The organism is Leptospira fluminis, assembly GCF_004771275.1.
GTDB lineage: Bacteria > Spirochaetota > Leptospiria > Leptospirales > Leptospiraceae > Leptospira_B > Leptospira_B fluminis.
Map to the genome: position 1 here is coordinate 39505 of NZ_RQEV01000010.1, position 20990 is coordinate 60494.

Annotated in this window: 12 protein-coding genes; 3 read left to right on the top strand and 9 right to left on the bottom strand. The window is 48.7% G+C overall.

Going from position 1 to position 20990, the window contains the following annotated elements; translation table 11 throughout:
* Positions 1-3: 3 nt before the first annotated feature.
* The 5 genes from purM to EHO61_RS09080 all read right to left on the bottom strand — a co-directional run bounded on the left by purM (position 4) and on the right by EHO61_RS09080 (position 5016).
* The gene (purM, locus tag EHO61_RS09060; protein WP_135813305.1) at positions 4-1041 is read right to left on the bottom strand and encodes a phosphoribosylformylglycinamidine cyclo-ligase; all 1038 of its coding nucleotides are present in this window, start codon (positions 1039-1041) and stop codon (positions 4-6) included.
* A 71-nt stretch (positions 1042-1112) separates the two neighbouring features.
* Positions 1113-1727, bottom strand: a complete 615-nt coding sequence (lsa19, locus tag EHO61_RS09065; RefSeq protein ID WP_135813306.1) for an adhesin Lsa19 — start codon at positions 1725-1727, stop codon at positions 1113-1115.
* 77 nt (positions 1728-1804) lie between these two features.
* Positions 1805-2587: a glutamate racemase gene (locus tag EHO61_RS09070; RefSeq protein WP_135813307.1), complete on the bottom strand. Its 783-nt coding sequence runs from the start codon at positions 2585-2587 to the stop codon at positions 1805-1807.
* A 5-nt stretch (positions 2588-2592) separates the two neighbouring features.
* A complete protein-coding gene (locus tag EHO61_RS09075; protein WP_135813308.1) occupies positions 2593-3897 on the bottom strand; it encodes a pyridoxal phosphate-dependent aminotransferase in 1305 nt (434 codons plus the stop codon).
* Positions 3898-3915: 18 nt separating this feature from the next.
* Complete coding sequence (locus EHO61_RS09080) at positions 3916-5016, bottom strand: S1C family serine protease (RefSeq protein WP_135813309.1); 1101 nt, start codon at positions 5014-5016, stop codon at positions 3916-3918.
* On the opposite strand from EHO61_RS09080, the gene EHO61_RS09085 reads away from it, so the two are divergent.
* Positions 5015-6100: an aminopeptidase gene (locus EHO61_RS09085; protein ID WP_135813310.1), complete on the top strand. Its 1086-nt coding sequence runs from the start codon at positions 5015-5017 to the stop codon at positions 6098-6100. The genes EHO61_RS09080 and EHO61_RS09085 overlap by 2 nt on opposite strands.
* A gap of 34 nt (positions 6101-6134) precedes the next feature.
* Here EHO61_RS09085 and EHO61_RS09090 read toward each other — a convergent pair whose 3' ends face one another.
* From EHO61_RS09090 to EHO61_RS09105, 4 genes are read right to left on the bottom strand one after another with little or no spacing between them, the layout of a single operon-like run.
* A complete protein-coding gene (locus tag EHO61_RS09090; RefSeq protein WP_135813311.1) occupies positions 6135-13760 on the bottom strand; it encodes a PD40 domain-containing protein in 7626 nt (2541 codons plus the stop codon).
* A 6-nt stretch (positions 13761-13766) separates the two neighbouring features.
* Positions 13767-14393 (bottom strand): DUF1318 domain-containing protein, encoded by a 627-nt coding sequence (locus EHO61_RS09095; protein WP_246032062.1) that lies wholly within the window; start codon positions 14391-14393, stop codon positions 13767-13769.
* Between the two features lie 2 nt (positions 14394-14395).
* The gene (locus EHO61_RS09100; RefSeq protein WP_135813312.1) at positions 14396-17443 is read right to left on the bottom strand and encodes an LIC_11026 family protein; all 3048 of its coding nucleotides are present in this window, start codon (positions 17441-17443) and stop codon (positions 14396-14398) included.
* Positions 17444-17459: 16 nt separating this feature from the next.
* Positions 17460-17801: an STAS domain-containing protein gene (locus tag EHO61_RS09105; RefSeq protein ID WP_010411951.1), complete on the bottom strand. Its 342-nt coding sequence runs from the start codon at positions 17799-17801 to the stop codon at positions 17460-17462.
* A 182-nt stretch (positions 17802-17983) separates the two neighbouring features.
* Here EHO61_RS09105 and EHO61_RS09110 point away from each other — a divergent pair, with 182 nt between their 5' ends.
* The gene (locus tag EHO61_RS09110; RefSeq protein WP_135813470.1) at positions 17984-19018 is read left to right on the top strand and encodes a glycosyltransferase family 2 protein; all 1035 of its coding nucleotides are present in this window, start codon (positions 17984-17986) and stop codon (positions 19016-19018) included.
* A complete protein-coding gene (locus EHO61_RS09115) occupies positions 18999-20957 on the top strand; it encodes a hypothetical protein (RefSeq protein WP_135813313.1) in 1959 nt (652 codons plus the stop codon). Before EHO61_RS09110 ends, EHO61_RS09115 begins: the two co-directional genes overlap by 20 nt.
* The last annotated feature ends 33 nt before the right edge of the window (positions 20958-20990 follow it).

Below are 20990 nucleotides of genomic sequence, written 5' to 3' on the forward strand. Positions count from 1 at the left end.
TGGTTAGACGAGTAGGACGGAATCGTTCTTACGGGAAATAACCGTTCCGATTTTCCGGACGCTTTCTCCTTTTTCTTCCAGAGTCTTTGTAGCGATCTCTTCCGCATCGGGAGAAACGATCGCGACGTATCCGATACCCATGTTGAAAGTGGAGAACAGTTCCTTTTCCTCTATATTCGGAAAATCTTTTTTTAAACGTTCGAAAAACGGACTCGAAGGAAGAGAGGACCTTTCCAAGGAAGCCGCACAATTCTCCGGAAGGACTCTCGGAATGTTCTCGTAAAACCCGCCTCCGGTGATATGAACCATTCCTTTCACCTCGACTCTGCGTACCAGGGAAAGGATACTCTGCACATAAATTCTGGTAGGACGCAAAGCGTATTCCCGCAGAAATTCCGTAACTTCGGAATCCTGAGGAAGATTTCTTCCTCCCGGGAGGTACAATTTTCTAATAAAAGAAAATCCGTTGCTGTGCGGCCCGGAAGATTCCAAACCTAAAATAACGTCTCCCGGTCGGATCTTGGAACCGTCGATCATATCTTCCTTTTCTACGGCTCCAACCGTAAAACCTGCCAGATCGTATTCATCCTCTTCCATGGTTCCGGGATGTTCCGCGGTTTCTCCGCCCAACAAAGCGGCGCCGGACAGACGACATCCTTTTACGATTCCGGAAACGATCTTTTCCATTTTCGCTGGATCCAATTTTCCGCAGGCGATATAATCCAAGAAGAAGAGAGGTTCCCCTCCGCTGACCAGAATATCGTTCACGCACATCGCGACCAGGTCTATCCCGACAGTATCATACATTCCTAAAAGACGAGCCAATTCCAATTTGGTGCCGACTCCGTCCGTGCCGGAAAGCAGGACCGGGTTTTTGTAATTTTTCAGGAAAGAAACGTCGAATCCGCCGGAAAATCCCCCCAATCCTCCCACGACCCTTGCGCCATGGGTTGATTCCACGTTTTCCTTGATTCTTTTTACAAAGTCCTGACCGGCTTCCGTATCGACACCGGCGCTTTTGTAGGTGATTTTTTCTTCCATTTGACCCGCTCAAGAACAGAATTCCCGAACGGAGTCTTCTGGACAGAAAAAAAAGGCTCCGGAGTTCCGGGCTATTTCATTTGGTCGATCTGGTCCATGGCGGAAAGTTCCGCATCCAAGGCCGGTCGAGTGGCCAGAGGTGCCATACCGGGCTTCAGATCCACCGCTTCCCCCGCCTTGACGAGAACCCGCGACTCATCCGTTTTCCGAGTGATCAAAACACTTCCTTCCCGTACCGCAAAGGTTCCGGTTTCTGCGGAACGATTGACCTGCCCCCAAAATTGGGTTCCCCTCACCGCCGCCACTACGGCGGGGGTATCCACGGAAATGGATTGGTTTTTGGAGAGTTTTACCACTTTTACCAGAATATTCCCGTCGTTGACTTTCAGATAGGCTTGGTCCTGCTTCAATGCCGCGAGAGAAGTTTCGGTCCCGCCCAATAATCGGATGGTTCCTAAAGGAGTCGTCAGGTCCACAAGCCCGTCTTTTGCAGTATGAATCGTTTCTTCTTCCGGAACGAGATCGTTATATTTCAAGTCCTTTCCGGATTTCAAAGCGGTGGCCTTACCGGAAAGGAACGTAACTACCGCCTTTACCCCGCCTTCTTCTTTCGGTTTGCAGGCGGATGCAATCACCGAGAAGGCCAGAACATGTGCAATGAAAAGAATTTCGATCGGCCGATTCATAAGGTTTCCATACTTTAGATCTCCGAGCGGAGAGTGGGAACCAAAAAAAGAAGGCCTGGAAAAAAATTTTATCCGGTCTAAGGAAAATTCTCTTCCGTAGAATCCAGCAGTTTCTTCGCGAACGAATACGCAATATCCCCTTCGGAAACCCCCGAAAAGTGAATCCGGCTCGTAGAGTTGCCCGGAAAACGTTCCAGTCCCAGACTCGCAACTAAATGGCGGACCGTACCTTCGTTTCCGTCATAGAGGTCCGCCTTCGGATAAATGGAAAGGATCTGTTTTTTTAAAAAAACGTAATGCGTGCAACCCAGTACCAGTCCTCGGACCCCCTCTTTTTTAGGGACGTCTAGGATGGTTCGGACAAAATCTCTGGTGCGTTGCGCGTCCCCCCGGTCCACGGCGGACGCCAGACCGTCGCATTCCAAATGAAGGATCCTCCCCTCCGCATCCAAGGAAGACTTCAGATTTCGGAGCTTCTCCTCCCGGTGAGTCACGGAAGTCGCCAATAACGCGATTTTTTCTCCCGGATGGGCGAGTAGAGCCGGCTTAATCGCGGGTTCCATTCCGAAAACCGGCACGGACAATTCTTTTCTGAGATCCGCAGCTGCGGCCGAGGTAGCGGTATTGCAAGCGATCAGAATCGCGCTCGCCCCTTTTTCGAGTAAGGAATGACAAACGGAAAGCGTTAGCCGAAGCACTTCTTCGGTGCTCTTTTCTCCGTAAGGAGAATTCGCCAGATCCCCGTAATACAGGTATTCCACTTCGAAAGGGAGAGTGCAAAGGTGCCGGAGCACCGACAATCCTCCCATTCCGGAGTCCATGACCCCGATCTTAAAAGGAGCTCCATCCTTTTTTTCCATCTGTACTAAGCCGAACGGATGTATTCCTCGATGCTGGACCGGAGAGTGGAATAGATCCAGTGGAATTTTTCCTCGTCTTCTTCCAACAAGGTCACACGAAACCCGTGTCTATCCGTACAGAAGGAAGTCAAAGGCACGACGCAAATTCCAGTGGAGGCGAGAAGATAGTATACGAATCTCCGATCGTTCGCGCATTTTTCCAAGAGAGGTTTGATGAAATTTTCCGCGTCGGAATTCCGGATCGGCAAAGACATATTTCCCTTCAGTGTCCCTTCGTCAAAGGCCACCGTCAGATAAAATGCGCCCTTGGGTTCCACGACTCGCACTCCTTTTAATCCGTCGAAATACCGCACGGCGCTCTTGGCTTTTTTTCTGAATTTTTCGTTCCTGAATTTCAGGTGGGGAATGAATTCCGGATGCGAATACACTTCCGGAATGGCCATCTGGGGAAGAGCCGTCGAACAGACTTCCAGCATTTTTGCATCCAATAAGGATTTTATGTACCTGGCAAAGACCGGATCCTTGTCTTTATTAAAAATCTCCAGCCAGCCGCAACGCCCCCCCGGCCAGGGAAATTCCTTGGAAATGGAGCGTAAGGCGACCCCGCAGACCTTATCTCCTATCACTTCGGAAAGATGGATGGTCCCCGTCTCGGAATAATTGATGTGCGCGTAGGTCTCGTCGCAGATCACCATCAGGTCGTATTTTTCGGCGATCGCGACGATCTTTCTCATGACGTCCTTTCCGTAGACCGCTCCCGTGGGATTGTCCGGATTGATCATCAAAATGCCGGTGATCGAATCGTTGTATTTTACCTTGTTCTCTATATCCTCTAGATCCGGCATCCAACCCCTTTCCGGGAGAAGGTTGTACGTTAGGTGCTCGTACCCGGAATGCGCGGCCTCTGCGGAAGAAAGCGTGGAATAAGCGGGACTAGGTCCGAGCACCCGAGCCTCCCTTCTCATAAAGCCGAAAATCTTCGCTACCGCATCCCCGAGTCCATTAAAGAATAATAAATCGTCCGAGGAGATCTGGGCTCCTCCCCTCTCGTTCACTTTCGCGGCCAGGAACTTACGGGTTTTTTCGTATCCTTGGGTAGCCGTATAGGCCCAAGATCCGTCCTGTAAAATCAGATCGGAAACGATCTTCTTCATCCAGGGAGCGACCTTTTCCCCCTTTTGTATCGGATCTCCGATATTCTCGTACGTGACTTGGACGCCTAAAGCCTCCAGCTTCTTTGCCACCGCTACGATCTGGCGAATCTCGTAAATGAGAGCATCCGCACCGCTATGAACGATATTTCTTCTCATATCCCGCCTGGTTAGTACTTATTTTTGGACCAATCGAACCACGAGTTCTTGGAGAGTCTTATCCCGATAAATCCGGAGTTTGAGCTTCCCCCCTAATCCCACTATTCCGACCTGCCCGCGAAGATCATTAATATTTTTCACGGGTAATCCGTTCGCTTCCAAAATGAAATCGTATCTTTTGATTCCGGAGGCTTCCGCCGAAGAACCGGCTTCTATATCATAGACCAACACTCCGGTCCAGCCGTTCGGGATTCCCAAAGCCTTTCTATGGTCCGAAAGGGGGACTGTCGCCATCACTCCCAGAGTAGCCGGACGAATGGTTCTCCCCTTATTTTCCTGGATCAGTTGGATGATTTTCTTGGCATAATTCATCGGGATCGCGAAACCGATTCCGCTGTTCCTTCCCGTGTCGCTTCGAATCAAACGGTTGATGCCGATCACCTCGCCGTAAATATTCAGGAGAGGCCCGCCGCTGGAACCCGGATTGATCATGCTGTCGATTTGGATATGAGTCTGTCCGGTTTCATCCAGGTCTTCCCTATATTTAGCCGAGACAACTCCGACCGAAAAGGAACGCTCCAGTCCGAAAGGAGAACCGATGGCGATCGCCCAATCCCCGACCTCGATTTCGTCCGAATTTCCGAAGGAAACCGGTTTTAACCCGGAACCTTCCCGGATTTTCAGGAGGGAAATATCCGCACGCTCGTGACTCCCTACGAACTTTGCCGGAAATACCCCGCCGTCCGAAGTGATGACCTCGATACTCTCGGCCCCTTCGATCACGTGATAATTCGTGACGATGTACCCTTTTTCATGGATCAAAAACCCGCTGCCGAACGTGGCCAAGCGTTCGTTCCGGTAATCGAAATAATGGTACGGACTTACGATGGGATCCGATTTTTTGGTCCGGATGGAAACGACCGAGTCCTTGGTCAAACGATAGACGTTTCGAAAAGCGTTCTGCAGTTCGATCCCGGCTTTTTGCTCCCTGTATTGCAGAGGTTTGTCCCTTCGGAAAAAGGAAGACAATCCGCCTTCCCCGGGAAGAATTAGGATCATAATTAAAAGTATGGCCAATCCGGCGTTCACTGCCACTACCGGAGGAAGAGAGAATCGCATGGAAACTACCTCTACCCATCCTGTCTTTCCATCGACAAATCGTCGACTCCGATTCTCCGCAAAGCTCGGCCCTTTCTTTTTCCTAATATGGGTCGCTTCGCAAGGTTGCCTTCCCTACCTGTTTCATTTGGGAAAGGAACAGGCGAAATTCATGATCTACAAACGGCCTTTCGAAGAGGTATTTTCGGATCCGAACGTTCCGGAAAAGACCAAGGAAAAATTGAGAAAAGTGGAAAGAATCCGGCAGTACGGAATCTCCTCCATGGCTCTCTCTCCGAAAGGAGGATTCAAAAGTTATTTCGCGTTGGATCGGGATGCGATCGGTTGGCATGTCACCGCCTGCCATCCCCTGAGGTTCGAGTCCTATACTTGGTGGTTTCCGATCCTAGGCTCCGTTCCCTACAAGGGTTATTTCTCCGTGGAAAAAGCGAAGGAGGAGGAAATCCGATTGAAACGGGAAGGCTGGGACACTCGCCTTCGAATTACGGCCGGTTATTCCACGTTGGGCTGGTTCGAAGATCCGCTCTTTTCCTCGCAACTGTACGAGGACGAAGGGGAACTCGCATCCCTTGTGCTCCATGAAATGGCGCACGCCACGGTTTATTTTCCGGGAGACTCTACATTTAACGAGAGTTATGCGAGTTTTATAGAAGAGGAAGGAAGCCGCTCCTACCTGCCTTCTGTCGGGGGAAGGCGCCTGCTCGAATCCCGGGAGAAAGCGGAAAAGGAGCGGAAAGAATACCTGATTCTTTTGAAAAAGACGGCAATTCTGTTAAACGAAGAATATTCCAAAGGAGGATCCGACGAAGACTTGAAAAGCAGAAAAAAAGGGATTCTTGGCGAATTCAAAAAGGAATTAAAAAGTCAAAAATGGACCCACATCGAATCCGTCAGACTTTCCGAGCGGGAATGGAACAACGAGGACTTCGTAGGTATGCTCCGCTACCATTCCGGAACGGACTTTTTTCGAAGGAAATTCTCCGAATGGAACGGCGACTTTGCCAAGTTCAACGAGGAAATGAGAAAATTGGGAAAACTTTCCGAATCGGAACGAAGAAAGCTATTGCAGGAAAAGACTCCTTAGATCGCTCCGAAGCCTGTCCGAATTCCCTGAGAGACTAACGTATCACGAAAGAAGTCGTAAAAAGTCGATATCCGTTCCAATATTTATCAAAAGGATACAACTCCTTCATCACGTCCATGGCTTTTAAAAATCGGTTCCGTAAAGAAATGCTTACGCTTTCCCTCCTGGTCAGTTCCCGTAAAAATCGCGAATTATGCGTGTCCGTCTGGAAACCCAAATTTACGATTCCGGATCCGCGAATTCCTTTTTGAAGAAAATATAAGGAATCGCGAAAATGATTCGATCCTGAGAAAAATTCCTCCAACAGAGAGGCGGATAGCATCCACGGCCCGTCCGCCTTCAATCCGGAAATTTCCGATACGTTTTTCCCGCCGAGCAAAATCCCTTTATGTTCGTCCAACTCCAGAGGTTCCCGGATCAGCAAAAACGGAGATATTCGCGACAATCCCATATTCCCGATTTCTAATGTATCCAGCTTAAATAGGCGTTTTAACCATTCCGGAGCGGAGGAGCTTTCTTTAAACAGGATACCGAATCCGGGTAAGAACTCGTCTTTTTCCCGGTGCGGAGGATTGTCGAGCAAAAGCGCTGGATCCGTTACGTAATACACCTCCTCCTCCGAGCGCGGACTTAAAGGGACTAGAAAATGATAGGAAGATAAATACAGATACGTGACCTTATTTTTCGAGATCCGGATACTCTGGCGATATTCGGTTTCCAACGATTCCCGGAGCAGAATTTCCGCACCTCCTTTTTCGGCTTCTTCATGATATTTGAATATAGACGACTTAAGCCTGCGGTTGTCCTTGTAAGCGATATCCCCGTTGGATTTCCCGCGCAAAAACTTGATGTAAAAGGAAGTCAATCCCAGATCGACAACAGCAAGTAATTCCTGGTCGGCGGGTAATTTTTCCTCCAGACGGAAGGATACGGATTCGAATTTCGGAATGTCGGAAAAGAAAGGAGTTCCGCCCAAAACGCTTTTCCGATACGCCGAAATCCGATCCTTAGCGACGGCCAGGTCAAAGAACGATTCGGAATCGTTCTTTTGAAACGCGAGATGCTGTAGGTAGACCAGAAAATCGTCCAATTCCCTTTTTTCCCGGGGGGAAAAAGGGAATTTTTTCCGTGAGTTCACCCAGCGATTCGCGACATTCAACAGATCCTTGGAATTCTTTGAAAGTGCTTCCCGGTAGAATTTCATGGAATCGGTATAAGGCGAATCGGAAACAGCCTCTGCGACCTTTCCTCCGATCGCGTTTAATTTATATTTTAAATAGAAAATCTCCGGATTCGAGGATTCGTCGGAGATACCTTCCGCTTTTGCAAGCCATACTTTCGCTTTCTCGTAATTTCCTCTCGTGTAATACGCGCGGGAAATCTCCATCGCGGTGCGACAGGCCCGGGGAAGATTCCCCCTTTTCACTTCGAAGTCCAGATAGGAATTCTGAAAGCCGGACATTTCGTCGGCGGACTCTTCGCTTAATGAATATCTCAAAAGATCCACTAGGAGTCCCCTTTCCGAGGAATCTAGTCCCCCAAATAATTCCGGGGAGGCACCGAAAATTTCCGAGTGTAAGGTAACGGGGGAAATTCTTTTTCCGGAGGATTTCTTTTTGGCGAGTGAGCCCAAGTGAAGCGTGTATTCCTTTTCACCGGCGGAGCCGTTCTCCCGATCGCCGAGTTTCGCGGGTATTTCCCCCGGCTCCGATGATTCCTCTAACAAGGAAATTTGCCTGGCGAGGTCGGCCTCCAAACGCCCGATGCGCTCCTTTCCTCCGTTAGGTGGAAGAATTTTTGCCGCTCTTGCCAACTGCAAACGCACGATCTCCGGCGAATATGTTTCCAAAGCGATTTCGGCCAGCCGGATCCGGAATAAAAACGGATCGTAAACTTTCGGATCCACGGAAAGTTCGGGTGAGATTTTTCCGCTGCCTGCCTTTAAGGATACGATCGCAGAGACGATTTCCTTTTTTTCCGGCGAGAAATCCGCCCAATCGCAATTCCGATCGGAATGCTCCAACAATGCGGAAAGGCAAATTGCGAAGTGAAGATCCTCCACCTGGGCCTCCGCCCTAGGTTCGTATGCCAGCGCTAAGATCTCTTTTGCCGATACGCGTCCGTGTTTTTTTCTCAGGACTCTGAGCAGATTCTCCTCGATTCTGAGCGCAAAGTCGGCCCCGGCTTTCGTATAATTGCGGGCAAGAAAAAGGGAATCGTACGCTTTGGAATCGTTTCCGACCATCTCGAAATTTCTGGAATCGACGAAGAGTTCTCCCGCCCGTTTGGTGTCCGGCGCTCGCAAACCGGACATCTTGCCGAAACGGTAAACGTTCGCTGCGGACGTTTCCCCCCGCAATTCCCGAAACACTTCGTTTATACAACTGTCTCCGACGGAACAAATATAGACCCGATCGATTCCGGATCCGATAGCGACCGTTGCGGCTTTCACCGCCTTCCTCCAGGACGGAACGCCCTTTTCCCAGAAAATCGCCGTCGAAATCTTATGATTTTTGGAAAAGATCTCCTTGAAATCCAGTCTATCCGGCCTTCTTTCTCCGAAAAGAAAATCGCTTTGCAACTCAGGCAAGGGAGAAGCGACTACGTCCGTATCCTCCAAGAGCGGTCCCAGATTCCCGCCTTTGATTTCTCTAGCTCGGGGCTCGAGGGAAAGAGGGACAAACGTAGCCACCGTTTTGGAGGAAAAACTTCCCGGGTCGTCGGTTCTAATCGGTTCCAGATCCGCTTTGAAAACCGCATCCGGGGCCGATCGGAGTATGGCGGCGGCGTAGCTCGTATTTCCGGGATCGATCGTTTTGGAACGGAGCCATTCCGGTTGTCGAGAAAGTTCGGCCAAAACTTCCTTCTCTCCGCCCGTTACTCTCGAAAATCGAACCCCGCTCGCGGATCCGATTCGTATATAATTTTTCCCGAATATTTTAAGAATTTTAAATTCTACTTCCGAAGGGCCGAGCGGGCGATCCTCGGAATCACCGAACGGGTTCAGGAAATTTCTCCTTCCCGGAAGGGAATTCTTTAGTTTTGCAAGGGACTCCCTGGCAATAGAGGAGGATTTGGCCAGATTCGCTTCCGCCTCTTTGACGTCGTTTCTCCTTTCCAAAGAGGATTGGTATTTCAGGTACGACGTCCGAAAATTTCGCCAAGCGGTATCGAACTCCGAGTATTCCTTTTTGCCCTCTTCCAATTCCCAAATTCCTTTTTGGAAATTTCTAAACAGGAGCAAGGTTCGATACCTCTCCCAAGTCCGGAAGGCTTTATGTAAATCCCCCGACTCCGCTTCTATGCGTGCCTTGGTTTCGTACAAATCCCTTAATAAAAAACCCTTGGAATCTGCTATGATATGCGCTTGATTCCTAAGAAGGTTTTCCGCCTTACCGATTTTGGTTTCCGCCTGGGCGGATTTTCCGGAGGCCAGATCCAGACGAGCCTGCAGGACCCACGTCTGGATCAACTCGATTCCGTAAAAGAATTCGTTGGCCATCTCTTCCGCAAAATTCAAACAAAGATAGGCTCTTTCAAAATCGCCAAGACGGTAAAAAATACTCGCTCGACTTAACGAGTGAGTCACCCTCTCCTTTTTGCTGAACGGGTCCTGATTGAGACCAACCACTTCCTTGGGAAGACCGGAAGGATTCTCCAACAGACTCGCGGCCTTTCCCAGATTTTCGAAGGCATCTATCCAGGCCTTCCGTTTCAACTTTTCTTCGCCGGAATAATAGAGTACGTTCGCGGAGAGCACGTCGAAATCGTAATTTTCCCGGTAGAAATTGTCGGAGCATCTTTTTCTGACCGAAATTTTGTCCTCGTCCTCGAACAAGGATATGCAGGATGCCAGATATCTTCGTTTTATCGACTCCAAATATTCAGACGAATCGGCAAGCTCCTTCTCGTACTTTCCGGCGACACCAGAATCGTCTGCCTCTATTTCGGCAAAAAGAGAATATAATGATCTTCTAAAGGAAGAAAAGGAACGGGACCCGAGTTCGCTGGTCGAGGTCTCGTAATCCTTCTGCATGCGGAACGCCCGCTTCGCACTTTCGAACTCTCCTCTTTTGTATCTGACGAATCCCAGATCGTTCCAAGATTGGGATTGGATCAGCTTGCCTGCGAAGTGTCCGCCCAAACCTTTACGATTCACGTATTCCAGTCGCTTATCGATTTCTTCGGCCGACAGACTGTAATTGTGCTCCAAAAGTAGGTTGTTCAATCGGATTCCGGACGAAAGCAGAGGTTGATAAGCGACGGGAATCGCCTCGGGAAAGCGTCCGGAACCCGAGACTCGGGTGGAATCCGGCAGGACCGTATCGAATACGAAATCCCAAAAATAGTCCCAAACGGTGATCTTAACTTTCTTGGGAAACCAATTGATCCCGCGTTCGCGAGCGGACTCCTCGGCCTTTTTCAGATTCGCTTCCGACTCCGAAAGATTGCCGATCTTTTGCAAACTCAGAGCTAACGCGTTGTAGAGATTGACCGGATCCACCAACTTCGAATTTTCGTTCAGCTTCAATGCGTCCCTGTAATATGAGATCGAAGTTTCGAAATCGCCGGATTCCATAGAAGAAAGCCCGATCAGCGTATATATAAGCGCGAGTTTCTCGCGGTAACTTCCGAACTGCCCAGTAAAATCGGATTGGGCGAACAATTTCGGAAATTCGTTTTCGGAATACAACGCGGCGGCATCCTTCAATTTTCGGATGGCCTCCGAATACCGGGACATGTATATGGACGATCTTGCTGAGTTAAAAAGAAAGACCGCCTTTTGACGGTAATCCTCGAACTGGGCTTTGAAAAGAATGACCTTGGAATAGGATTCGACCAACGCGTATTGCTCGTCCGCTTTCGGGTAGTTCTTCAGCAAAAAGTAATTATTCGCGAGATTTAACCGTAGATCGGAAAGGGCTTTCTTATTCGGAAATTTCTCCCCCAACAATTCCAGGATTTGGCTGTAGAGCTCGACGTTCTCTTCGAAATTCTTTTCCGGGAAATATTTTCCGTAAACGCTCTTATAATTGTCCTCGTCCGACGGCTCGTCATCCGAAACTTTCCGGGACTTCATGATGTCCACGTATTGGTACAACCATCCCAAAAGTTGGTAAGCGTCGTGGTAGGTCGGGTCCGCGAAGATGATCCACCGAAGCTCGTATTCCGCTTGCTTGTAATCCCTAAGTGCGATCTCCTTTTTACTCGCATCCATTGTACCGGCGGCGTAATAATACGTCTCCCGTATCACGGACCTGTTGATCAGATAATAGGCGTATCCGTACAAAGTCGCAAGATCAAGAAAGGTCCTGGCGCGAGGAAGGATTTTTTCTTTTTCATAATACTGGGTAACGTAGAGTAATCCTTCCTTTTTGTCCAGAGGATCGAATTCGACCGGATTCAAGGCGCCTAGAAGCCCTTTGGAATTCTTTTCGCTGATCGATTTGGCCAATTTAAAAGAGGTATCGACCATCAATTTTTGGTAATAGATCGCGTAGTCCTTATATAAGCTGTCCAAAAAGAGATTCTTACTCTTGGCCAAAAACATATTCTCGGCGTTGAAAAAATAATGGAAAGAGGCCTGTAAAAAATCCGATCGATTCTCGTAATTTCGGGCAAGGTTCTCGAAATAAAGAAAGGATCTTTCCATTTCACTTTCATCGATGGGAACTCCCGAATTAGAATCGTAATTCTCCAAAAAAGTCCTCAATTCCGTGAGGGAATTCCGAGTATCGCCTACTCCCCGAAAATTTTCAGATTTCAATATATGAGATTTTAAGAATAAAGGATCCTCGGGCTTCAACTGCTCGACGAAGGAATCCAGAACTGCATTACTTTTCTTGTATTCCCCTTGTCCTTTCAAACCGGCAGCCTTTAAATACGCGAAGTAACGGCTTAAAAACGGGGATTTCGTTTTTAACGAATTTACCGTCTCCGCGGCGTCCGCGATCCGGATTTTTTCCGCATCGGAACGGTCGGAAAACGTATTCGATTCCAAAAGCTCGTATATATTTCGAAGATCCTCCGTGGAACTATTAGGATCGTTCGCAGCGGATATCAGAACTTCGGGGAGTTTCCATCCGGATTCTTCCGAGGAGGAAAAACGGATCGCACCGATCTTCCTTCGGACCTGTCGAATATTATAAAATTCGGGAAAGGACTTGGAAAGAAATTCATAACGTTCTAATGCGGTTTTCTCGTCCCCCGCCTCTTCGTAGATCGCCCCGATATGCTCCTCCAAGGCGGCAAGAGATTGCTTGTCCGCTCCGGAAACGCTCCGCAACAGAGCGGAATAGTCCCGCAATTCGTTCGGTTTCGATCCTTCGGTATTGAGTAGATAGGCGTAACTCAAACCTTCCGTCGGATGCATCTTGGACGCGAGCATCTCCTTGCGAATCTCGTTCAAAACTACAATCCGACCTTTTTTTTTCGATTCCCGGTATTTTTCGAGACGGGCCTTAGCTTTAAAGACGGGAAGCAGCGGATCTTCGGCGAAATACGACTCAATCGAATCCAACGCGAGTAGAAAGTCCTCGAAACTCTGCTTCTTTTTATATTCCAGAGCTAGCTCGTATTGGGCGCCTATATCCGCGGACTTGGGAACGGAGCCTTCTGCAGGCAAAAAATATACGTTCATCGTATCGTAAAAGGAAGCGGTAAAGAGTACGCTTCCGCCGTTGAACCTGGAATACTTCGTATCGAAAAGGGAGAAATTTCCGGACGTTAACTTCTTCTCCTTTCCGTTCGTCCGATCCAAGCGGACGATCACGCTATTGTCACGCTCGTCGACCTTTCCGTTTCGATCGGAATCGCTCCGAATGGACGTGTAGTAAAGATAGCGCCCGTCCGGCGACAGGCTCGGGGAAAAGTCGAGATAATCGTCCTTTGTGATCCTTTTAATTTTGGAAGAAGCGATATCGAAAAGATACACCTCGCCTCTTTCCGAATCGGAATAGGATATAAACGTAATGGACTTTCCGTCCTCCGACCAAAAGGGGCTGGCGCCTCCTTTTTCGGTCAATCTTCTAGTTTTTTCCTTTCCTTCCGAATCCATCAGAACCAAATTCGGGATCCCCGGGCTGAGCCTATCGGAGGAAAAGACGATATGCCGATTATCGGGGCTCCAATTCGGATCCGTGTCTAGGAAACGATCGGATTTTCCCGGCGTATCATATTCAGGATTCGTTAAGAACTTGAAATCAGTATTCAGAAACCTTTTCCCGTCCAGAATTTTGATCGCCCATTCGGAAGGTTTCATCTTCAATAAGACTAGGTCGCCGGAGGAATCGTACTGCTCCGACACGAAAACCAGCTTCGTTCCGTCGGGACTGACGGCGGGTTTGTATTCCGAAGAGGGGTGATCCGTGACGGGAACGACCACGGAACTCTTCAAGTCGCGGAACCATATGTCGAAATTCCCTTTTTGACCGGTCGTATAAAAGAGATAGCGTCCGTCTTTCGTGGTCGAATTGTATAGGTTATTCCCTCTTTGAACCGTAAGAGGGAAAGGTTTGTCGTTTTCGGGCCGGAAATAATTTCGGGAGATCGGCCCGTAATCGAATTCTATCGGTTTGATTTTTTCGACGGAGCTCAACAAGGCGCAATCGAAGAGCGGAACCAGGGCAGAAATTGCGATCGCGAGACCGAAACGGCGCATGAAAATCTAATCCTTCTTTTTCCAAACGCCGGTAGAAGATTCGTAATATTCCCCGGAGGCGACGGATTTGTACCAGGTAAGAACAAGGGACTGCTTGACCATTGCCTTCTCCTTTTCCGTAAGCGGCTTCTCGTGACGGGAAAAATCTTTACGGAACTTGGACTGAACGACCAATTCCCGATTCTCATTCGTGATTTTGATCAATTCGGAAAGTCTCGTTCTGAATTCCTCCTTGGCCAAGGCCTTGTCCGCGCCGACCTCCTTCGATTTCGGATTCATCCGGATCTTTCCGTCCAAGCCTTCGGCAAGAAGACCCGCCGACAGATATTCCTTGGTTTCCCTGGCCAAATAGGCCAAGGTCCGTAATGCGATATAAAAAGTCCGGTCCGCCGGATCGGAAAATTCCTCTTGGACAAGATCCCGTTCCCAGATCTCGGAACCGGAGGAGGAAGTCTTAATGGAGGCGATGAGCCATCCGTCCTTTTCCAAACTCCTATCCTCGCCTAACATTTGTTTTTCGGAAGCGGTCTGGGTCTGAGTGAAAGTGATCAAAGGAGCTTTGATCGTGCACGTCTGGCAAAAAAGCGCACAGATCGCAAGAATTTTAAGAAAATGTGAAGTTTTTCGAGCCATAGTCATTTGTTGTAGGTTTCGATTTCGCTTTGCGCCCGGTTCAGAAAATTGGCCAAGGGCATTCTCTGTTGCGAAACCTGGTTGTTCTCAAGATTTACCAGGGTTCCCAGAACGGATCGTTTGAAAAGGATCACCGCATATACGAGACCTTTGGAAAGTTCCAATTCTATCTTATCCACAGCATAACTGGTATAGATGAAGTCCGTCAATAGATTCGAAGGTGCAAATATGTTGATGGCGCTCTTTCCAAAGTCGCGTCCGATCTGATAAACGCTGAAAAACAGATTCAGATTCGGGATAGGGTCCCCTAGATTTCGGCCCCAAAGATTCAGGTCGGCCTTGATTTTTCCGTCGTCGATCTTTCCCCGACTTCTCCCCGGAAGAAGCTGTTTTAGATCTATGTCCTTGACCCTTAGTTCCATCGAATATTCCATTCTTTCCGGATCTCCCGATCCGACGTTTACGATCACGTCTTTTCCCAGTACTTCTCCGTCAAGAGTATGTATCCTCAGGAAATCCATCCGTAAATAATTTTCTGAATAACTCAGGTTCGCGGAGAGACCGGGTGAGTCCGTCTTCGGCTTAATGTATTCGAAGGGAACACCTTTCAGAGACGGGTGAGTCCCTACGATTTCGCGGATCGTAAAGTTCGGTTCAGGCATTCGACCGTAATTCAGCACGAATTTTCTCTTGTCCCCTTCGATCAGATTCCGGGTTTCCTTGACGGAAAGATCGTGCTGGAACGGTACAGCCGCATTTAGTCCGTCGATCCGATAAAGTTTGCATTCCGCACTCGGACAGAGACGATTGCTTACATATAGACTGGAATCCTTGGAGGTGAGCGTTCCTCTCACATCCGATCCTTGCCACCCGAAACCCAAGCGCAGATCCCCTCGGAACGTGAGGCCCTTTATCAGGTACGCGTCCTCCGCCGAGACAAGCCTAAGACTTCCCCTTAACTCGGGAGAAAAATCTCCGAGGGATGCGGCTTCTCCCGGCTTGGCCCGAGTCAAGACCCCTTGGGAAGAAAGGGATAACTTCCCGGAAAAAGCGGTCAAATCCATCCGATCCAGAAAGATTCTATCAGGAGGAGTTCCTTCCACCTTTGCGGAAAGATTCAGTTTCCCATCTTTGATTTCCAAAGCGGGAAGATTCAGACTTACATTTCCGCCTATCTCCTGCTTCTTTTCCCTCTTGACGTAGTTCAGATTTCCGCCAAGAGATAAGCGTGAACCGATTTGCGACCGCAAAGGAATCAACGATTCCCGCAACGCCAGGGGCAACGGGGGGATCAACTCGTCCAGATCGGCTTCGATCTTCAATCCGCCTAAACTCAAAGCTAAGGAATCCCGAATTCCTATCTCGACGAAACTTTCCAGAAAAAGCGCCCGCTCTCCGTCGGGCGAAAAAACCGAGACCGATACCGGAGTCGCCTTGATCCTTTCCAATGCCCAAGGCTTTTTTAAAAAAAGTAATTTATAATTTCCTTTTGCACTTAATCCGATATTTCCGGAATTTCCCCTCCCGTAAGGAAAACGGAAATCGGATAGTTTCAGAGACAAGCCCGCGTTTAGATCGGAAAAATCCCTTCCCTTTACCGTCAAATCCACGGACAATAAACCCGACATTCCGGAAACATAGGGCGCCAAGGAGAAGCGGTCCAATGCAAGTTTCAAATCCACAGCGGGCGCTGCTAGGGAGGAATCGCCCGAATAGAAAAAAGTTCCCGCCAGGCTAGAACCGTTATAGTACGCTTTTAGACGTTTGACGTTAAGAAGAGCAATCCAGGGCAAAGGCTTCTCCGCCGTCGGATCCTCCGTAGGCTGGGGGCGGAATCTTCCGTCCCAGTCCAGATGTAACTCCCGGACGTAGTGGGCTTTGGCTCCGATCCGAAGATCCAAATCTGAAGCCTTCACTTCCCCCGTCGCCCGCAGTTCTTTGGAGGTCCCCTCCACCAAAAGAGGAGCCAGAGAAGCATCGCCTCGCAAGGAGATTCCCCGAATTCCTAGGTCCGTAAGGAAGCCGGAAATCGGAGCCAATCTGATCGAAGACTTCTGCAAGGCGAAATGCACGTTTTGGAGTTCGGACCCGATTCCGGAAATCCTACCTCCTCCCTCCAACCATTCGTCTTCGTTCACTACCAGTTTCAGATTTTTTAAAACGATTTCCTTGGAGACGGGAGAATAATCCAGGTCGTAACGGAAAGAAAATCCGAAAGGTTCCGCCATACGATCCGCTATTTTCAATCGTATCTTGTCGGCGCCTATGTCCATTTTGGAACGGAACGGATGCTTTGCGTCCGAGCGCTCCCAGACCCAAGTCAACCGAAACGGATGGTCCATCTGCCGGAGCGGATCCCGGAAGCGGATGCGGACAGGTTTTTGGGGATTGAGAGAAAGCTTGAAATCGTCGATGAGACCGAGGGCGGAAAGATTCAAAGGAATGGAGGAAAATCTTTCGGTATCTATTTCCAGATCCAAGTCCAGCCCTTCAACCTCCGCTTCGAAAGGCTTGCCTTCCTGCTCCGAAGAAATACCGAGCTGCATATTCTTGAGTTCCAGCTTCAGAAAAGCGCTGACCGGAAGATACGTGCGGATGACGGAGATCGGTTCTTTTGTCTGGGGAGAAGGCGGTTCCGCTTTCCCTCCGGAATCTGAACCCGCAAACAAGGTTGCTACGTTCCAGATTCCCTTCTTTTTTTTCAATCGGACCGTCGTATCCTCCAGAGAAATCCGGGAGATCTTCAAGCGTCCGAAGAGAATGTAAGGTAAATTGTAGCTGAATTCCAGCCCCTTTGCCTGCAAAACCGGGGTTGTGCCCCATTCGGGTCCGGCCGTTAGAGCCAAATCTTCGATCCGTATGCCGTACAAAGGGGAGAACTTCCGGATCTTTCCCCTCAATTCCCCCCGGACTATCGGCACAAAAACCCTATCGAAGAGAATCTGTCCGGTAAAGGAATTGAAGACGGAATGATAGATGAGAAAGAGTACGAAGAGTACGGATAATAGAATTTTTCGCTTTAACAGAATCTGAAAAACCGATGGGAACACCTGGTTTTCTAAGGGATCAATATTCGAAAGACTCGATAGCCTCTTCTAAGGTTTTATAAATCTCAAAAATGCTAGCAAGTTTGGTAATCTCCATCAAATTCTCAATGTCCGAATTCAGATTCGTAAAAACCATTCTTCCTTTGAGCCCGTCGATGTGTTTGTAAATGTTCAGGAACATTCCCAATCCGGCGGAGTTGATGAAAGGCACTTTTTTCAGATCGATGATGAATTTGGGGACGTCACCTTTCGAGATGTACTCCTCGATTTTTTGTCCAAGCTCGAATTCGTTACCCGCCTTGATGGGTCCTTCGATCTTGATGATGTGGACGTCGTTTTTCGTGGTGACTTTGATTTTCATAACCCTTTCTTGGATTTTTGTGCATATATAGGATCTGCATTCTAGTCGTCTTGTAAAGTCCTTTTTTACGGAATCCCTCCCAAATCCGGTCCTACTGACAGGGAAAAGCAATCCGCAGGTTTTCGGCCCCTTGAATTATGGTCGACATTTTGGCCGGAATGCAACATCGTACCAACGTCAAGATGGCTTCCAAACCACCCCTCCTCTCCGTAGTGATTCCGATTTACAACGAGGAAAAAACGATTCCCGAACTCGTCAAACGTCTGAACTCACTTTTGAATATTCTAAAGAAAAGATTCTCCTTCCGACCCGAAGACGCAGAGATCCTTTTCGTCAACGACGGGTCACGGGACGAAAGCGCCGAGATTTTGAAAAAATTTTGCGGATCCACCCCTGGCTTCTCCCTCATAAATCTATCCAGAAACTACGGTCACCAGTTGGCGATCACCGCCGGGATAGACGTTGCGAGGGGGGAAAACGTGGCGGTTATGGACGGAGATTTGCAGGATCCTCCGGAATTCGTAGCGGACTTATTCGAAAAAATGAAGGACGGATATGACGTGGTGTATGCCCGACGGAGAACTCGCGAAGGGGAATCCGTTTTCAAACTTCTAACCGCCCATCTTTTTTACCGGACATTAAAGAAACTTACTAGATTCGATATTCCGATCGATACGGGGGATTTTCGGATCATGAGCAGGCGGGTTACGGACGTCCTGGTCTCGATGAGGGAACAGCATAGGTACATCCGCGGTTTGATCGCCTGGATCGGTTTTCGGCAAACGGGACTCGAATACGACCGGGACGAGAGGTTCGACGGGGAAACGAAGTTCTCCGTCGGAAAGATGTTGAAATTCGCTTTGGACGGGATCACGTCCTTTTCTTCCGCCCCTCTGAAATTATCCTCTTATTTGGGATTTTCCGCCGCATTTGCGGGTTCCCTATATTCGATCTATATACTGTATCTGAAATTGTTCACGAACAATACGATCCAAGGTTGGACTTCCGTCATGGTCGTAGTCCTGCTCTTGGGAGGCGTACAGCTTTTGGCCTTAGGAATGATAGGAGAATACCTGAGTCGCGTCAACGATCAGACCAAAAACCGCCCGCTCTATGTGATCGAAAAGATCTACTCCGTCGAAACGCAGGAACACAGGAAAAATTCCCGCGTTGGTCGTGAAGACACTCGGAGGAAGAATGAATCGTCTCGCGGATAAAATCCTCGGCGCGTTCACAGTAGCCGCGGCTTTCCTCCTCACAGGAATGATGGTCTGGAAACATTGGACCTTTTTTCTGGATCTCTGTCCGATGAAGGACCTCCTGACTTGGGACGAAAATATAAGATTGAGCCAATTGTTGGACCAATACCAGGACTTCCGTGACGGGAGGTACTGGAGAGGATTTTTTCCGTTCTTAGAAGCCTCGACTTGGCCCCCTTTGCGTTCCATCCTCTCCTTGTTTCTACTTTGGGGACCGGGAGACTGGCCGATTACTTGGAAGGATTCTTTTTTAGGACTGGCATTTTACGCGCTCTGCTTTCCTACGCTCGTATTCATCAGTTTTAGAATCACGGGTTCTCTCTTATTTTCGGGAATTGTTTCCGCCTTCGTCCTAGCGATGACACTGCACACCACCGAGACCCCGGCTTACAGTCTCTCCTCCATGTTGGAAACCCAAGGGATGTTCGTTTTACTCTGGGTATATTTCTCTCTGTACAGACTGTACGATTCCGTCCGGGACCTTCCTGCAGGTTCGGAACTGGATCCGCAAAATAAATCGGTTCGAAGCCTCATCTCCGTTTCTTTGTTAGCGCTTTTTTTCACCAAATATCCGTACGGACTTCTTCTTTTCATTTCCCTGTTCGCGTACGAAACCTTGTCCCGCTTTCCGGAGCTTGTCGGATTTCTCCGCTTTTCGATCCGTACGCATTACAAAGGATTGCGACTCGTTTTTTTGATCCTGGTCGTGGGAATGGTTTTTTCCCTTCCACTTTTACGGGCGGTCACGGATTGGAATCTAGACCAAAAGAACTTCAAGAAGATCTTATATTTCCTGACCGTACTTCTGTTCTTGGATTTCAATTATTTCCTGTTTACCAATAGAAAAGAAGCAAAGGCGCTCGCCCCTCCTTCATTAAGAATTCTTTATATTTATGCAATCCTCCCCTCCTTTATTTGGTTGTTCGCGAATCTGGACCGTGTCATGAGTCTGGTGAACGCCCAAATGATCGTGAACAAATTCGTACGCAGTTTTATACTCAGCCTTTTCGAATCGCCAAGCGATAAAATTCCGGCTAGCCACGTTTTCGACCATCCCTGGATTTTTCGCGCTTTCTTTGTCGTCGCCCTTGCTTGGATCCTTTACTGGTCTTATTCGGAAATCCGGAAAAAACGGCAAAAGGGAACTTCCGAGGGAACGGAATCGACCGGCATTTCCGAAAGATCGGGCGGTATATTAGAAAAGTTGGAAAGACTATCCTGGCCGAGCGCTCTCCGTGATCCTCTTTTAGCGGTGACTGCCGTGGTATTTTTGCAGTACATCGTCATCGATCTGAGCACGGGAAACAAGCAATTAAGACACGTGTTCTATCCTTTGCCGGCCCTCATTTGGATCCTGAGTCTATGGTTTTTTCGCACGATACGGGACGCAAAAGAGGACCGGACGAAGTACGTCGCGATAACGGTTTCCCTCCTTACGTTCGGATGGGGGATCTCGTTATTCTTCCGCCCCGGTGGACTCCTAAGAGATTCTTACGGCTCCGCTCACGCGTTTTGCCTGAAAGGTTTCGAAGAAAAAGCCTTTCAACCGGCCAGGGATTTTGCCGCATTCCTGGATCCGAAAGGTAGGTACATCGCTTTCAACGCTTTTCACGAAGAGGAAAATTTCCAGACTCCGGGAAGACTCCTCGCCTCCGAGTTCGATCTTTTGATGCGCCTGAAGACTCTGGAACAAGGGAAATTCCGAAACGACAACAAATATCGTTGGAGGAATTGGGAAGAATTTGATACATTGGTTTATATCGGGCCGGATTGCGAATTGCCGACAAAGAACCGGAAAAGAACGGAATCTTTGGGGTATTCCGCAACTCTTATTTCGGAACATAGACATGAGAGCGGGCAATATTGCATAAAAGAATATCGTCTAATCAAAATGTAATTTCCTTTCTTTCGGAAAATCTCGATTCGGGAG

Excerpts from the sequence above, each read along its gene's own strand:
- EHO61_RS09070 (WP_135813307.1), bottom strand. The coding sequence starts at position 2,587 with ATGGAAAAAAAGGATGGAGCTCCTTTTAAGATCGGGGTCATGGACTCC.
- EHO61_RS09085 (WP_135813310.1), top strand. The coding sequence starts at position 5,015 with ATGGAAACTACCTCTACCCATCCTGTCTTTCCATCGACAAATCGTCGA.
- lsa19 (WP_135813306.1), bottom strand. The coding sequence starts at position 1,727 with ATGAATCGGCCGATCGAAATTCTTTTCATTGCACATGTTCTGGCCTTC.
- purM (WP_135813305.1), bottom strand. The coding sequence starts at position 1,041 with ATGGAAGAAAAAATCACCTACAAAAGCGCCGGTGTCGATACGGAAGCC.
- EHO61_RS09115 (WP_135813313.1), top strand. The coding sequence starts at position 18,999 with ATGAATCGTCTCGCGGATAAAATCCTCGGCGCGTTCACAGTAGCCGCG.
- EHO61_RS09110 (WP_135813470.1), top strand. The coding sequence starts at position 17,984 with ATGGCTTCCAAACCACCCCTCCTCTCCGTAGTGATTCCGATTTACAAC.
- EHO61_RS09105 (WP_010411951.1), bottom strand. The coding sequence starts at position 17,801 with ATGAAAATCAAAGTCACCACGAAAAACGACGTCCACATCATCAAGATC.
- EHO61_RS09090 (WP_135813311.1), bottom strand. The coding sequence starts at position 13,760 with ATGCGCCGTTTCGGTCTCGCGATCGCAATTTCTGCCCTGGTTCCGCTC.
- EHO61_RS09075 (WP_135813308.1), bottom strand. The coding sequence starts at position 3,897 with ATGAGAAGAAATATCGTTCATAGCGGTGCGGATGCTCTCATTTACGAG.
- EHO61_RS09080 (WP_135813309.1), bottom strand. The coding sequence starts at position 5,016 with ATGCGATTCTCTCTTCCTCCGGTAGTGGCAGTGAACGCCGGATTGGCC.
- EHO61_RS09095 (WP_246032062.1), bottom strand. The coding sequence starts at position 14,393 with ATGGCTCGAAAAACTTCACATTTTCTTAAAATTCTTGCGATCTGTGCG.